17 protein-coding genes are annotated in these 13,246 nt (G+C 61.9%); 4 read left to right on the top strand and 13 right to left on the bottom strand.

Annotated elements, in window-relative coordinates; translation table 11 throughout:
* The first annotated feature begins 48 nt into the window (after positions 1-48).
* Positions 49-1,017 carry an MBL fold metallo-hydrolase gene (locus tag AC0ZT5_RS26775; protein WP_488498882.1) on the top strand — a complete coding sequence of 323 codons (969 nt, stop codon included), beginning with the start codon at positions 49-51 and terminating at the stop codon, positions 1,015-1,017.
* A gap of 39 nt (positions 1,018-1,056) precedes the next feature.
* Here AC0ZT5_RS26775 and AC0ZT5_RS26770 read toward each other — a convergent pair whose 3' ends face one another.
* The 5 genes from AC0ZT5_RS26770 to AC0ZT5_RS26750 all read right to left on the bottom strand — a co-directional run bounded on the left by AC0ZT5_RS26770 (position 1,057) and on the right by AC0ZT5_RS26750 (position 4,145).
* Positions 1,057-1,671, bottom strand: a complete 615-nt coding sequence (locus AC0ZT5_RS26770; RefSeq protein WP_488498881.1) for a hypothetical protein — start codon at positions 1,669-1,671, stop codon at positions 1,057-1,059.
* A 4-nt stretch (positions 1,672-1,675) separates the two neighbouring features.
* Positions 1,676-2,197, bottom strand: coding sequence for a hypothetical protein (locus AC0ZT5_RS26765; protein ID WP_488498880.1), 522 nt, complete (start codon positions 2,195-2,197; stop codon positions 1,676-1,678).
* 43 nt (positions 2,198-2,240) lie between these two features.
* Entirely contained in the window at positions 2,241-3,212 is a 972-nt protein-coding gene (locus tag AC0ZT5_RS26760) for a DUF3592 domain-containing protein (protein WP_488498879.1), read from the bottom strand.
* A gap of 92 nt (positions 3,213-3,304) precedes the next feature.
* On the bottom strand, positions 3,305-3,913 hold the full coding sequence (locus tag AC0ZT5_RS26755; protein WP_488498878.1) for a class I SAM-dependent DNA methyltransferase: 609 nt from the start codon (positions 3,911-3,913) through the stop codon (positions 3,305-3,307).
* Positions 3,914-3,983: 70 nt separating this feature from the next.
* Positions 3,984-4,145: a hypothetical protein gene (locus AC0ZT5_RS26750; protein WP_167392140.1), complete on the bottom strand. Its 162-nt coding sequence runs from the start codon at positions 4,143-4,145 to the stop codon at positions 3,984-3,986.
* Between the two features lie 104 nt (positions 4,146-4,249).
* Between AC0ZT5_RS26750 and AC0ZT5_RS26745 the strand changes: the two genes are divergently transcribed.
* The gene (locus tag AC0ZT5_RS26745; protein WP_488498877.1) at positions 4,250-5,161 is read left to right on the top strand and encodes a LysR substrate-binding domain-containing protein; all 912 of its coding nucleotides are present in this window, start codon (positions 4,250-4,252) and stop codon (positions 5,159-5,161) included.
* 9 nt (positions 5,162-5,170) lie between these two features.
* Here the strand turns inward: AC0ZT5_RS26745 and AC0ZT5_RS26740 are convergent, their stop codons facing one another.
* From AC0ZT5_RS26740 to AC0ZT5_RS26730, 3 genes are all read right to left on the bottom strand, one after another.
* Positions 5,171-6,283 carry a glycoside hydrolase family 25 protein gene (locus tag AC0ZT5_RS26740; RefSeq protein WP_488498876.1) on the bottom strand — a complete coding sequence of 371 codons (1,113 nt, stop codon included), beginning with the start codon at positions 6,281-6,283 and terminating at the stop codon, positions 5,171-5,173.
* Positions 6,284-6,463: 180 nt separating this feature from the next.
* On the bottom strand, positions 6,464-7,252 hold the full coding sequence (locus AC0ZT5_RS26735; RefSeq protein ID WP_488498875.1) for a phosphodiester glycosidase family protein: 789 nt from the start codon (positions 7,250-7,252) through the stop codon (positions 6,464-6,466).
* Positions 7,253-7,327: 75 nt separating this feature from the next.
* Positions 7,328-8,200 (bottom strand): undecaprenyl-diphosphate phosphatase, encoded by an 873-nt coding sequence (locus AC0ZT5_RS26730; protein ID WP_488498874.1) that lies wholly within the window; start codon positions 8,198-8,200, stop codon positions 7,328-7,330.
* 166 nt (positions 8,201-8,366) lie between these two features.
* Here AC0ZT5_RS26730 and AC0ZT5_RS26725 point away from each other — a divergent pair, with 166 nt between their 5' ends.
* The gene (locus AC0ZT5_RS26725) at positions 8,367-9,272 is read left to right on the top strand and encodes a hypothetical protein (protein WP_488498873.1); all 906 of its coding nucleotides are present in this window, start codon (positions 8,367-8,369) and stop codon (positions 9,270-9,272) included.
* Between the two features lie 6 nt (positions 9,273-9,278).
* On the opposite strand, the gene AC0ZT5_RS26720 is transcribed toward AC0ZT5_RS26725, so the two are convergent.
* The gene (locus tag AC0ZT5_RS26720) at positions 9,279-9,476 is read right to left on the bottom strand and encodes a hypothetical protein (protein ID WP_488498872.1); all 198 of its coding nucleotides are present in this window, start codon (positions 9,474-9,476) and stop codon (positions 9,279-9,281) included.
* A 211-nt stretch (positions 9,477-9,687) separates the two neighbouring features.
* On the bottom strand, positions 9,688-10,086 hold the full coding sequence (locus AC0ZT5_RS26715; RefSeq protein WP_488498871.1) for a GFA family protein: 399 nt from the start codon (positions 10,084-10,086) through the stop codon (positions 9,688-9,690).
* Between the two features lie 111 nt (positions 10,087-10,197).
* Here AC0ZT5_RS26715 and AC0ZT5_RS26710 point away from each other — a divergent pair, with 111 nt between their 5' ends.
* Positions 10,198-11,241 carry an isopenicillin N synthase family dioxygenase gene (locus AC0ZT5_RS26710; protein ID WP_488498870.1) on the top strand — a complete coding sequence of 348 codons (1,044 nt, stop codon included), beginning with the start codon at positions 10,198-10,200 and terminating at the stop codon, positions 11,239-11,241.
* A 51-nt stretch (positions 11,242-11,292) separates the two neighbouring features.
* On the opposite strand, the gene AC0ZT5_RS26705 is transcribed toward AC0ZT5_RS26710, so the two are convergent.
* The 3 genes from AC0ZT5_RS26705 to AC0ZT5_RS26695 form a co-directional block, all read right to left on the bottom strand.
* Positions 11,293-12,249, bottom strand: coding sequence for an alpha/beta fold hydrolase (locus AC0ZT5_RS26705; RefSeq protein ID WP_488498869.1), 957 nt, complete (start codon positions 12,247-12,249; stop codon positions 11,293-11,295).
* Between the two features lie 26 nt (positions 12,250-12,275).
* Positions 12,276-12,761: an SRPBCC family protein gene (locus AC0ZT5_RS26700; RefSeq protein ID WP_488498868.1), complete on the bottom strand. Its 486-nt coding sequence runs from the start codon at positions 12,759-12,761 to the stop codon at positions 12,276-12,278.
* Between the two features lie 163 nt (positions 12,762-12,924).
* Positions 12,925-13,173: a ParB N-terminal domain-containing protein gene (locus AC0ZT5_RS26695; RefSeq protein WP_477394891.1), complete on the bottom strand. Its 249-nt coding sequence runs from the start codon at positions 13,171-13,173 to the stop codon at positions 12,925-12,927.
* Positions 13,174-13,246 lie beyond the last annotated feature (73 nt).

Genomic DNA, 13,246 nt, shown 5'->3' with positions numbered 1-13,246 from the left:
ATCAGGCCGGTCACATTCAAACAGAAACAACGAAATCGGAGACCTGCGATGTCGACATTGGATAGACGATCACTTTTGAGGCTGGGTGCGGCCGGAATCGGCAGTGCGTTGCTCACGAACCGCGCTGCTGCAAGGGCGCCTCTTCTCGGCACCCAAGCACCGGCCTTCCATCGTTTCATGATTGGCGCGATCGAGGCGACGGTCGTCTCAGATGGACCTCTGCCGATGGGCAAACCCGCAGCCAGCTTCAACGGGTTTCCGCCGGGGGAGATCATCAAGCTCCTGCAGAGTAATTTCTTGCCAACCGATGACATCGTCCTCGAGCAGAACGTCCTCGTTCTCAACACCGGCGACAAACTCATCGTCTTTGATACCGGGGTCGGAGCTTCTAAAAGCTTTGGGCCACTTCCCGGCAAGTTAGCCTCAACGTTGGTGAAAGCTGGCATCGCGCCCAGCGATATCGATGCCGTGGTGATCAGCCACGCTCACCCCGACCATTGCGGTGGTCTCGTCGACATCAATGGGCAGGCGGTCTTTCCAAACGCCCAAATTTATATCAGTTCAGCCGACCTGGACTTCTGGACCGACGAAGTGAAGCTCGGCTCTCAACTCAAGCCGCTTATCGAAACTGCCCGCCGAAACCTATTGCCTTTGCGCGACCGGATCGTCTTTTACAAGGATGGCCAGGAATTTCTGCCTGGCGTCCAGGCACTTGCGGCGCCGGGGCATACTGTAGGACACTCCATGTTCATGATTACCTCCGGCTCCGAAACCTTCTGCTACGCCGCCGATCTCGCGCATCACTCTGTTCTGCTGCTGGAAGATCCTCGCGGGACATTCGTCTTTGATACGGACGCCAAGCAGGCAGCGGCAACGCGCATTCGAATGCTCGACATGCTGACATCTGACCGTACGCGGATGATGGGATACCATTTTCCCTGGCCTGGCCTTGGCCATGTCGTGAAGCACGGCGAAGGCTTCCACTACATTCCCGAACCCTTGAAGACAGTTCTCTGACCTCCAGCCTCAGAGAGAGCTGTCCGTGAGACCCCGGCGCTACCCCTTCGGCAACACCTGCAGCGTCTGCTCATCGAACAACGGCTGATCCTGGCCGATGCGGACGAACAGCAGCTTTTGCGTTTCACCCGCTGGCACCTCGAAATACTGGATGCCGTCGGGCATTTCGCCCCAGTCGCCGCAGGGTGGGTCGGGGACTTCGTTGGGATCGGCCTTCGCTTCCAGCTCTTTCGCATAAGCAGCGTCGGGGCTGAATGTGTAGCGTTTGACGCCGGCGGGCACCGCCCCCTCCGTGTAAGGCGCCAGCATGCAGCGGGCGCTGACGGCCTTGTCTGTCTTTTCCAGGAACAGGCGCTGCAATGCGGCCTCGGCGGTTTCGCCGGGCCTGATGTCATACAACTCGACAAGAGGGTCGGCCGCGCCGCCATCGCTGTATTTAATGGCGAGAGCATTGCTGGCGAATTCGAAGTGGATCTGGCGGAAGCCGAAATCGCAGCGCTGCACCCAGGCGGCAAGCCCGACAGTTTTGTCCGTCAGTTTTTCCCAGACGCATTTGTCGATGGGCGGGCGCGACGGAGCCGGCTCGTCCGCACGCGCGCCCGCCGACATCGTCACACATGCGAACAGGGCACTACCCCAGGCGATCGATCTCATGGGGCTATTCATCGCTGCATCCTGTCAAAGTAAAGGCGTCCCATGCCGAGCCATTGGGATTGGCGTTGGCGAAATCGGCCCATTCGGTGAAAGCCGCGCCGAAATCGGGCAGCAACAGCCCTTTCGGCGCCGGTGTCGCTTCGCTCGAATTCAACTGCTCGGCGCCGCCGCCGGTCAAGGCATAGATCTGCCCATCCCATATCCTGCACAGGCCGCTGCCATCCTGAAGGCCGGCTTCGCGGTCGTCGTCGGTGCAGGTGTGGCGGATGGTGCCGAGCGGAAACGAGTTCTTGCCATTCGTCCAGGTGATGTCGGCAGGCAGACGGATGTCGGTATGGGGAACGGTCAGCGAAAACACCTCGGCCGTCAGCGCCGCCGGCTCATTGTCCAGTGGCCGAAATTGCAGAACGGCGCCCGAGCGCGGCTCGCGGTAGGTGGCGTGGCTCAGCAAGCATTCCTTGGCGCTCGCTAACTGGATCGGGACGAGCAGGCCCAGGAAAACAAAGGCCAGTTTGCGAATGATCACCAGATGTCTCTGGGAGAGCGTTGCCGAAGCCAAAAGCCTGTCCTCACACCAGCCCGACCAGGAAGGCGGCGCCGCCGAGAAATCCTGCCGAACAGACCCACAGCAGCCAGAGCCCGCGCACCCGGCATTCGAGCACGGCCGAGCCGGGGTTGGCGGGATCATAGTGCACGTCGACCTTGCTGCCCTCGACATAGCGACGCGCCTGGCCACCGACGAGGCCGGGCAGCGAAGCCGTGACCGTGGCGCCGAAGGTGACGCGGTCGGCGCTGTAGCGCTGGCCGGCGACGCCATAGCTGTAGACGATGCGAGATTTGAAAACGGTGCGCCAGCGTTGATAGCTTGAATGGCTTCGCAGCGCCTGCAGACCTGACGCATCGATGCGGCCGGCGGCGACCGGCCATTTTGCCGCCTGCTCGGCAAGCGACTTCTGGGCAAAGCCCATGCGCAGGGCGAACAGGCCCATGAACAACAGCAATGCCGCGGCACCGAGGTTTTGCGGTTTGGGCAGATGCGGGCGGATCGCCTCGAGCACGCCGCCGACGGAAAACACCAGAACCGCCGTGCCGATCACCAAACCGGCCGAGAGCTGGACCATGAACTTGAAGGCGCCATCCGGCATGGTGCGCTCGATTACGGCTTTGCTCGGGTCGGCTGGATTGTAGAAGACGGTCACCTCCGCGCCGCGGGGAAACTGCGCAAGGGTTTCGGGGACTTCAAAGTTCCCCAAATTCTCCTTCACGCTGTAGCGCGAGCTTTGAAATTTCTTGCCGCCGACTTTGTATTCGAAGGTGATGGCCGGGAAATTGCGCATCTCCGTGGTATCGGTGCTGTCCGAGCCAGCGCCCGAGCTTCTGACCTCACGCGCCTCGACGCGTGACGAGATGATCTTTCCCGGCGTCGGCAACCAGCGGCTGAGGGTCTGCACCTCGCGCCATTTCACAAAGGTGATGAGCGACAGCATGCCGGAGACCGCGCAGGCAAAGCCGACAAGCAGAAATTTGAGTTCCAGCTCCACCCTGATCCCCCCGGAGTGCAGGAACAGGCACTAGACAGCACTGCGGCGGCAATGTCTCGCTTATTCGCAAAAATCGGAGGTGACGGACCCAGTCACGACGGTCTCACGGCCAGGAATGTGTTCCACTCTTCGTTGTTGCGGCCGATGTTGAAGTCGTCCCTGATAAGGACCAGCCCAGCGGCTTCGATGCGGGCGGCGAAGTCGTCCCTGCGCCAGTAGACCGTGTGATATTCGCCGCCCGTCTCGCCATCGCCATTGCGCATCGATACGAGGAACGCGCCGCCTGGTCGCAGCGATCCGGCTATCTTGGCAAGGACCTGGTCGGTCTGGTCGCGAGGCACATGGATCAGGACGCACAGGGCCAAGACTGCGTCGTAGGGGCCGCCGAGATCATCGGTGATGAGATCGAGCAGTTCACCATACTTGCCGCGCGCGGCCTGCAGCTCAAGAAACCGCTTTGTTGCGTCGGTGCGCCGAACTTTGACGCCCAAGGTCTCCAGAAAGTCGGCGTCGTATCCCGCTCCCGACCCGACTTCCAGAATCTGGCCGCCTGTGCCGGCGATCGCCACGAGGCGCCTTAGCGCTGCCTGCTCTCTCGGGTTGGGAACATGCCGCACGATTGCATCATACTGTTCCGCATAATCCTCGTAGGAGGAGATCGTCTGACGGCTCTTCGCCAAGGCCTCCGCAGATACGCTCATCTTTTCCTCCCATTTGCACCAGTCAATGCACGCCAGTCAGCGGGGCACGCAAGTCGGCGGGGCACGCAAGTCAGCGGGTGCTGCCGGCAGAAGCGTGTCCGTCAAGCATGCCGATATCGCGCAGGAAATGATCCGACAGCGCACGCTGGTCGAGCAGGCCGCGCGTGCGGGGTCTGAACGGAGCGGTGAAGAGGTCGAGCACCGGACGACGAAGTGTGTTGTAGAGGGTCATTGCCGTGTCCTTTCGGGTTTGAGTTGATGACCGGAGTATGCCTGGTCGCGGCCTTGGCTTCCAATCGAACATCGCTTACTATGCATCAGGAGGATTGATGCGTCATGAGTTGGGAGCTACCACCACTGGGCGCCATTCGCGTCTTTGAAGCCGCGGCGCGGCTGGGCAGTTTCACCAAGGCGGCCGAGGAACTCGGCATGACACAGTCGGCGGCCAGCTATCAGATCAAGGTGCTGGAAGAGCGCGCCGGAACGCCGCTTTTCATAAGAAAAACAAGGCAAATCGCCTTGACCGAAGCTGGACAGCAATTGGCGCCGCACGCAACGGGCGCATTCTCGGCCCTGGCCGACGCGTGGGTCGCCACAAAGGGTGGAGCGACTGGCGTGCTGTCCGTCACAACCTCGGAAACATTCGCATCGAACTGGCTGGCCGTGTGGCTTGGAACATTCCAGCTGATGCATCCCGATCTCGCCGTGAAGGTGAATACGTCGTCCCGGCTGGTCGATTTCACACGCGAGGACATGGATATCGGGATCAGAACCGGCACCGGAAAATGGCCCGGCCTGACAGCCCACTATTTGTTCAAGGCGGACTATACGCCAATGCTCAGCCCGAAACTGGCCGAGAGCGTGGGCGGCATTCGCCACCCCGAGGACCTCTACAAGGTGGCGTTGTGCTGTGCCGACGATCCCTGGTGGAAAATCTGGTTCGAAGCAGCCGGCGTATCCTTCAAGCCCGATCGCGTCATCGCGGGACCGAACCTGGGTTCGCAGGCCTACGATGCAATGGCGGCGCTGACCGATCAGGGCGCCGCGATCCTCACCCGCAACATCTACAGCGCCCTGCTGGCAAAGGGCCAGTTGATACAGCCATTTGAAGTGCTGGGATCAGATGGTGACGGCTATTGGCTGGTGCACCTGGAAAGCCGCCGCAACACACCGAAGATCAAGGTGTTCCGGGATTGGGTGCTGGCCCAGACGGCTGACATACGCGAGCGCGAAGTACGCCGGGCCTGATAGGCTGCCTCAGTCAGCGTCGGCGACGGAAATCCGTCCGCCGGCCCAGGCGCGCCATTGCCGTTCGTCGCCGTGGAAGACGTTGAGGTCGATGCGGCCGGTGACACCGTGCGACAGGCCGGAGCCGGAATACTGCCAGAACAGCCATTTGCGGTCGGGGTAGACCTTCGACGGATGGCGCGCCACGGCGCGCAGCCAGAACGGATAATCGAGAAATTGGCCCCGGAGATTGTCGCGGTAGAAATCAGGCGCGGTGTAGATGATGGGCCGCTGGCCGTAATGGCGCTCCAGCTTGTCCATGAACACCTGCATCTTCTCCAGCACCTTTTCGCGCGACGGCCTCCGCTTGCAGCTGGATTCGCCGTTCCATTCGACGTCGATCACCGGCGGCAGCGCGCCATCCATCTTGGGCACGTTGCGGATGAACCAGTCGGCCTGCTCGCCCGCGGTGCGGCACCAGTAGAAGAAGTGATAGGCGCCGCGCTTCAGGCCGGCGGCGTCGGCATTGCGCCAGTTCTTCATGAACATCGGATCGAGATGGTCGCCGCCGTCGGTCGCCTTGATGTAGGCGAAGTTGGCGCCCTGCGCGCGCAGCTTTTCCCAATTGACGTTGCCTTGCCAGCGAGAGACGTCGACGCCGTGTACGGCAAGGTGCCGGGGCGAGGACCGGCCGAAATTGATCGGCTTGGCGTCGCGAAAGCCGTAGCGGGTGACCGGCCCGGCGAGCATGGGCGGTGCCGCGCGGCTCAACAGCCTCGGCGGCGACACGAGCGCAGCCGGCTCGACCGGCGGCTCGGCGCTGTCGGGCAGTTCAGGCGCCGGGAATGACACTGTCTCTTCTTCCGCCAGGCCGAAAGGCCGAGTATTTTCGGCGGCAGCATTGTCGTCTTCCAGGCCATTGTCAGGCAGACCATTGTCAGCCTCGGGCGCCCTTTCGGCCCTCGGCGCGCTCCTGGCCATCGCCTTCGGAGCCGCGGCGATCGGCGCGGGCGGCCGTATCACGGAACTGGTGGTTTCGTTCGACGGTTTCTGCAAATCCAGCGCGTCGACGCCGGCCGTCGAGGTACAGCCTGCAAGGCATAGCGATGCGATCAAAAAACTGATGGCGCCCGGAATCCGCATCTTGACCTGTACTCAAAACAAAACAGACCGAGGGCAAAACGACAGCCGACGGACAAACCAGATCGAGTTATGAACGAGAAATTACCAATAAAGTTTGAATCAAGTTTTTTTCGAGCGTGCCAGGCCGCGAAATCTGGCTCCCGGTGCAGCTGATCGGCGGCAAGCGGGGTGGCAAAGCCGCTAGGATTTCCTGAAGACGCCGATCATCGGCCCGAGATTCCAGTAGTCGTCGTTGCGGCCGATGGCCGGCGCGAACAGGCTCGATATCGTGCCGTCGAGGAAAAGCGCGTTGTCACAGCCGAGCGCGTCGCGAAAAAGACGGGCGAAGGCATGGAAGGTCACCGTCCCGTTGGAAATGGCAAAGACGGCGACGCCGTCCTTCCGCACGCCGACACCGTCGCGGGTCTTGCGCGAGGTGCTGTCGGCCTGGAATTTCGGATGCAGCTTGCCTTCGATCACCAGCATCGGCCCGGATTGCGTCGCATAGTCGAGCGGCGGTCGCTTTTTCAGGAAGTCCCTGGTGGCGCGGACCGTGGCCTTGCCGTTGCTCATGTAGAAAATGCCGTTCGGCTGAAGGGAAAAATTGCCGCTTCCCGATCCCGTCTTCACCGATGCCATTTCGTTGCCGCGCTCGACATACAGGCCGACCGGATCGAGGTCCGGGTGATACATTCCGGCATTGATGGCAAACAGCATGGTGCGCCCGGCCGCCTGCTCCGAGGCATTGAGATTGTGCAGCGACTGAAACGGCTTGCCCGCCGGATCTTTCCAGAACAGCTCGATCGAATACCGTTTCGGGTCGACCTCGCAAACGAGATAGCTGGTCGCCTCAAAGGTGAAGTCACGACATGGCGGCAGTGAAGCGACCCATTGGCCAAATCCCATGCCGAGTGCCGCCACCGACGGCAGCACGCCCTTGGCCAGCACCAGCAGCAAGGGCATCGATTGCAGAAGGGTCAACAAATCCATGCGCGTACCGGAATCCAGTTTGATGGTCCGGTACGGATATAGCCTGTTTCAAGCGATACTGTGGACGGGCACGCCTCAAGCAAGCCATCCCATCGCCACGCCCAGCAGCAGGACGACACCGAGCACACCGCGATAGATGACGAACGGCCAGGCCGAAAAACGCTCCAGCACGCGCATCAGCCCCCATATCGCGAAGAAGGCTGAAATCGAGGCAACGACCAGCCCGACGATGAGAACCGACCAGCCATGCGCGTCGAGATGGACCTTGTGCAGTTCCCAAAGCTCCTTGAGGCCGGCGAGCGCAATCGCAGGCAGCCCGAGCAGGAACGAGAACCGCGCCGCTTCGGCCCGCTTGAAGCCGAGTCCGAGCGCTGCCGTCAGGGTCGAGCCCGAGCGCGACACACCTGGAATCAGCGCGCCGATCTGGGCGACGCCGACGAGCAGCGCATCGGCCAGCGATGCCTCGGTGACAGTGCGCCGGTGACGGGCAAAAATCTCGGCCAGCGCCAGAAGGACCGCCATGGCGACGCAAGCCCAGCCGATCACCGACAGGCTGCGCAGCGGCGAATTGCAGGCGTTGAGCACGCCCGACAACGCCACGCCGGCGATGACGATCGGGATCGTCGCCAGCACGATCCACAGTGCCAGCCGGAAATGCCGGTCGGCGAAATCGCGTCGTGTCAGGGCATCGAGCGAACCAAACACGATATCCCTGACATCGCTCCAGAAATAGCTGACCACCGCGGCCAAGGCTGCAAGTTGCATGGCGGCGGAGAAGGCAGAACCCGGATCCTGCCAGCCGAGCACAGCCGGCACGATGCGCATATGGGCGGTCGAGGAAATTGGCAGCAATTCGGTGATGCCTTGCACCAGGCCGAGGAACGCCACCTTGGCGAATCCCAGGCCGACAAAGCCGGTGTCGACGCCTTGGGTGCAGATGTCTGCCATATCGAGCCTTTCTGTCGAACAATCGTGAGGGGCGATCCCCGCCGAGCCATAGTCTGGCGATCCCCGGATTCCAATTTACGGATTTGTAAGGCGCCGCTTGACAAGCCATGCGGTTATATTAAAATTCGCTAATCTTACACTGTAAGGCAAATGACGGAGGAGAGCCATGCAGACCGCCCTGTCAGAATTGCAGCCCCTGTCCGAACCGTACCCGCCTGGCATCGCGATCGAGGACGTCTCGCACGACCTCAGCCGTATTATCGAGCACGCCGAGGTGAGTGCCTGGCTAGACCTCTATGCCGCCGCGCCTGCCGATTTCGCCGCAAGTCACGGCCTTTCGATAGCGGAGGAAGACGGCCTCGCCTGGACCACCTGCACGACGATCCCGTTCATCCATTTCAACTGCGTGAAGAATTTCGGCGTCGACAGTCCGGCCACCGAAAGCCAGCTCGACGCGCTGCTGGCGCATTACCGCGCCGCCGGCATTTCGCGGCCCTGGTTCTATGTCAATCCGCACACTGAACCATCGCGCCTCAGATGCTGGCTCGAGGCGCGCGGCCTGCAGCGCCAGGGCGGCTGGGAACGGATTTATCGCGAGGCGGAACCGCTGTCATCAGAGCCGCTCTTCATGGCTGACGGGATTTCAGTCGAACGTGTAACAAAGGCATCGGCAAGCGAATGGGCCGGCTTCATCGACAGCCGCTACCGGCTGCCCACTTCGCCTTGGCTGATGGCTCTGGTCGACCGGAACGGCTGGCATCACTACATGGCCAAGCGGGACGGCGCGGTGGTGGCGGTGCGCTCGCTGTTCATCGGGCCCGACGGCGCGGCCTGGAGCGGCATCGACGCGCCGGTGCCCGGCATCATGGCGCCGAGCTTCGATCTCGACGCGGTGCTTGGGGAAGCGCTGGTGCGCGACGGGATTGCGGCCGGCGCCAAATTGTTCGTCGTCGACATCGAGGCGCCGCACGACGAACGCGACGGCCCGGCCTATCGCAACTATGCGCGCCTGGGCTTCAGAATCGCCTATTTCCGCAGCCATTACAGCTATTTGCCGGCCAGCTCCAACTGACCGTACCTAAGTAAGCAGCCATTGCTGGAAACAGCTTTTGGCCACCATATGGGCCGGCGGCACCACAGGCTCGTCGACGGCGGTCCGGCGAACCCGTTCGAGCAGCATGCGCACCTGTTCGGGGCGCACACGATCGCGCTCCATCACAAGCAGGACCATCGGATCGCTCAAAAGCTCGTCCAGGGTGCTGATGCTGTCGTTCATCCGTCGTCTCCTCGAATGCCGTACCCGCGCCCCATAAATAGGGAGACAATGATGGCCCGCCAATGACGCTTTGCCGGCTATCTCGTGTCTCTTTCGATTAAATTTTGGTCATGGTGAGCAGCCGGTTCGCGCAAGCGAATTCATCGTGCCAGTGGCACGATGAAAGGCCGGCGAACGCCGGGACGCTGCGCGGGGACCCGGCTGATACGCTTTAGCCTGGCGGCGGTGCGCCTTCATACTGCGGCAGGCCATCGTCGAGCATCACCCAGGGCTGCTTCGAGGCCGTGAAAATATGCATCTGCGGCTTGAAGGCCGTGGGATCGTCGAGCGAACCGGTGGTGATGCCGATGATGCCGGCGGAATCGCGCCGGGAGAACATCGTCGTGCCGCAGCTTGGGCAAAAGCCGCGTTTGAGATCCGGCGAGGTGTTCACCGTCGCCAGCGGCCCCTCGATCGTCACTTCATCGATGCGAAACAGCACGCGTGCGTTGAAGGCGGCGCCAATCACCTTCTGGCATAGCCGGCAGTGGCAGACGCGTTCGTTGATGGGTGCTGCCTCGGTGTGATAGCGCACCGCCTTGCACAGGCATCCGCCTTGGTATCTTGCCATCGCTCGGATCCTTGAGAGAACAAGCGGCAGGGTAATGGCCAACCCGATTGGGTCAATTGAAAAGCTTTGATACAACGCCATCGATTATCGTGATGCAGTGGACCTGAAGCCATGACACCGGACATCGAAACCATCGGCATTGCGGATCTGTTCGGGCCGCCCGCGCCCGCCCGTGACCGTACCGACGCCAGGATCATGGCCGCAGCTTCGGGGATCGGCTTCATGGCCATCCGCGACTTTCCCGGCGATGACCGGCTGACGCCGGAAAGAAGGGCAAAATTGCTGCGCATCTTCGCGCTTCCCGATACGGAGAAGCAGAAATTGCTGCGCTGGAATTTCGACCGCAGCAAAAGGAACGTCTATCGCGGCTGGTTCCCGCTGCAGCCGGCAGCCGTTTCCTACAAGGAAGGCATCGACATGGGTCCGGACCTTGCCAATCCGGGTCTTGTCGACGCGGCCGATGCCTCGGTTTCCGACGATCCGTTGTGCGAGCCGACGCCCCTGCCGGCCGAAGAGGCCCTGCCCGGCTGGCGCGCGGCGGCAGCCGACTACTACCGCACGATGGAGACGGTGGGCAACGCGCTGATGCGGTCGATCGCCCGCGGGCTTGGCATGCCGGAAACAATCTTCGATGCCTATTTCGAAGGCGGTATCTCGACGCTGCGGCTGATCCGTTACCCCCTGCGTGACGCCAATGCCGGCGTCGATACCAGCGGACCGGAGTTTTCGGTGGTGCACAAGGGTGAGACCCGCACCATCATCGGCCGCGAGCATGCCGATTCAGGCTTCGTCACTTTGCTGGCGCAGGACGGCGTCGAGGGCTTGCAGGCAAAGAACCTCGCCGGCGAATGGATCGACGTGCCGCCGGCCAACGGCACGCTGGCGGTCAATTTTGGCCAGTTGCTGGAGCGCTGGACCGGCGAACGCGTCCGCGCGACGCGACACCGGGTGATCGCACCGAAGACGGCGCGCTTCTCGATCCCGTTCTTCTACGAGCCACGCGTCGACGCGGAGATCGCGCCTTTGCCATTGAAGGGTGCTGGGCCCTTCGAGCCGTTCCTGTATGGCGACTACCTCTGGGAGTCGGCGACGAATTTCGTTGAGATGAGCGGCATCAAGCATCTCAGGCAGCCGCGCCGCGCCAAAGCCTCATAAACAAAACCACCGGCCGCCTCGATCGAGACGGCCGGTGGGAACGATAGGGGGTTATTCCGTTTCGCTGACGACCTCGTCCCAGGTCTTCACCTTCGTCTCGCCGTTGAGAAACGGCAGTGCGGCAGCGGTCAGTTCGGGGGCGAAGAAGACGTCGTAATGGGTGCGGTTGGGCAGGATCGCCAGGCGGTTCTGCGACAGGTTCTCGCGCATCCAGCCGGCGTCCTTCAGCCCGCCGCCGAGCATCTGGTAGAACTTGATCTCGTGCTCGGGCCTGTACATGTCGCTGTCGCCATAGGCCAGCATGACCGGCATCTTCAGCTTGGCGACGTCCGCAGAGTAATCGTAGTTCTGACGCATGAAGTTGCCCAGCGTGTCGAGGAGCTTCGGGAAGTCCTCGGGATGCGGCGCCACCGCGACGTAGGATTTGTACATGGGCGTGTCCTTCAAGAACACGGCCGCCGCCGCGCTGACTTGCGCCTGCTGGCCGCGCATCTCGCCGTAGAAACCGTCCGCGGCATAGCCGGTCGAAACCAGCACAAGGCGGCGCACCGTTTCAGGATGCTGGACCGCCATGCGGAAGGCGACGCCGCCGCCCAGCGAATACCCCATGACATCAACCTTGTCGTAGCCGAGCGCCTTGACGATATCAGCCATGTCGTCACCGATCGCCTCCAGGGTGAATGGCCGATCGCCGAGTGCCGTGCGGCCATGGCCTTGCAGGTCGACGCCGATGATGGTGCGGTTCTCGGCAAGCTTGGGCAGGATCGGCGCAAACATGTCAGTGGTGCCAAGACCGCCGTGCAGCAGAAGCAGCGGCTCGCCTTTGCCGTAGACCGCGTAATAGTAGTTCAGGCCGTTGATCGGCAGCAGTCCGGACTTTTCCGGCTTCGGTAGTGCGTTCGTTGCGGTCGTCATGGCAGGTTTTGCCTCCTCTGCATTGGTGGCGCCCGGCGAAGCAAGAAACGCTGCAGCCGAAGCAAGAATGTCGAATAGCAAGGTTTTGGACATATCGATCTCCTCTCGTCCTGCCGGTATCAAAGCGTCCTGGCGAGATCTTCGAGCTGGTCGGTGCACTGGCCCCAGCCGTCGTGGAAGCCCATTTTCTCGTGCTGCTCGCGGTCGGCGGCACTCCAGTGCCTGACCCGTGCAATGTAGCGGGTCTTGCCACTGCCCTCGTCCTCGAACGTCAGCACGACGGTCATGAACGGCTTTTCCGACGGCTCCCATGCCTTTGTGTAGGCGTCGGTAAAGACGATCTTCTTGCCGGGAACGACTTCGAGGAAAACGCCGGGGTTGGGGAATTCGTTGCCGTCGGGATCGGCCATGACGACGAGGCTCGGGCCGCCGGTGCGCACATCCATCTCGGCGCGGGGCGTCGTCCACGGCTTTGGCGAGAACCACTGCGTCACCAGTTTCGGGTCTGTCCAGCAGCGATAGACGTTCTCGCGCGGCGCATCGATGATGCGGGCCAAAACCAGTTCGCGGTCATTGGCGGGAGCAATGTCGAGCTTGGTGGTCATGATGGGGTCCTTGCATGGTTTGATCTGGCTTCCGTCCCTAGGACGAACGGATGACGTGCAAGTCGACATCGCCCGCGAAAAATTTGGGCCAGCAAAAATTCCGACCAGGGAAAAATTCTGGAGAATGCGTCCGGCGAACAGAGATCAGGAACGAAAGGGAGCGTCAGTGGCGCTTGGCTTGCACCAGATAGGCGTCGATCTCGGTCTCGCCGAGCCATTTGGCCGCTTCCAGCCGATGCAGGCCTTCGACCAGGATATGGCGCTTGCCGTCATGGCGGACCTGGATCGGTGTTTTCATGCCGTTCTCCAGGATGTCCTCGGCCAGATGCCGGACGGTCTCGGGATGCAACGTCTTCTTGCGCGCCGCCGGCACGTAGATGTCGTCGACCTTGACCTTCTGGATTCTGAGCATGCCGCCTCCGGTGGCGGAAAACGCCGCCCCTGTGGAGATAGTCTTTTTGGCCACAGGGGCCAAGGGCGCGGCT

It is taken from the genome of Mesorhizobium sp. CNPSo 4670 (assembly GCF_057784235.1).
This window is presented reverse-complemented; position numbering and strand designations above follow the sequence as displayed.

Excerpts from the sequence above, each read along its gene's own strand:
- AC0ZT5_RS26725 (WP_488498873.1), top strand. The coding sequence starts at position 8,367 with ATGCAGACCGCCCTGTCAGAATTGCAGCCCCTGTCCGAACCGTACCCG.
- AC0ZT5_RS26700 (WP_488498868.1), bottom strand. The coding sequence starts at position 12,761 with ATGACCACCAAGCTCGACATTGCTCCCGCCAATGACCGCGAACTGGTT.
- AC0ZT5_RS26745 (WP_488498877.1), top strand. The coding sequence starts at position 4,250 with ATGAGTTGGGAGCTACCACCACTGGGCGCCATTCGCGTCTTTGAAGCC.
- AC0ZT5_RS26775 (WP_488498882.1), top strand. The coding sequence starts at position 49 with ATGTCGACATTGGATAGACGATCACTTTTGAGGCTGGGTGCGGCCGGA.
- AC0ZT5_RS26715 (WP_488498871.1), bottom strand. The coding sequence starts at position 10,086 with ATGGCAAGATACCAAGGCGGATGCCTGTGCAAGGCGGTGCGCTATCAC.
- AC0ZT5_RS26730 (WP_488498874.1), bottom strand. The coding sequence starts at position 8,200 with ATGGCAGACATCTGCACCCAAGGCGTCGACACCGGCTTTGTCGGCCTG.
- AC0ZT5_RS26740 (WP_488498876.1), bottom strand. The coding sequence starts at position 6,283 with ATGCGGATTCCGGGCGCCATCAGTTTTTTGATCGCATCGCTATGCCTT.
- AC0ZT5_RS26770 (WP_488498881.1), bottom strand. The coding sequence starts at position 1,671 with ATGAGATCGATCGCCTGGGGTAGTGCCCTGTTCGCATGTGTGACGATG.
- AC0ZT5_RS26710 (WP_488498870.1), top strand. The coding sequence starts at position 10,198 with ATGACACCGGACATCGAAACCATCGGCATTGCGGATCTGTTCGGGCCG.
- AC0ZT5_RS26755 (WP_488498878.1), bottom strand. The coding sequence starts at position 3,913 with ATGAGCGTATCTGCGGAGGCCTTGGCGAAGAGCCGTCAGACGATCTCC.
- AC0ZT5_RS26720 (WP_488498872.1), bottom strand. The coding sequence starts at position 9,476 with ATGAACGACAGCATCAGCACCCTGGACGAGCTTTTGAGCGATCCGATG.
- AC0ZT5_RS26735 (WP_488498875.1), bottom strand. The coding sequence starts at position 7,252 with ATGGATTTGTTGACCCTTCTGCAATCGATGCCCTTGCTGCTGGTGCTG.
- AC0ZT5_RS26750 (WP_167392140.1), bottom strand. The coding sequence starts at position 4,145 with ATGACCCTCTACAACACACTTCGTCGTCCGGTGCTCGACCTCTTCACC.
- AC0ZT5_RS26695 (WP_477394891.1), bottom strand. The coding sequence starts at position 13,173 with ATGCTCAGAATCCAGAAGGTCAAGGTCGACGACATCTACGTGCCGGCG.
- AC0ZT5_RS26705 (WP_488498869.1), bottom strand. The coding sequence starts at position 12,249 with ATGTCCAAAACCTTGCTATTCGACATTCTTGCTTCGGCTGCAGCGTTT.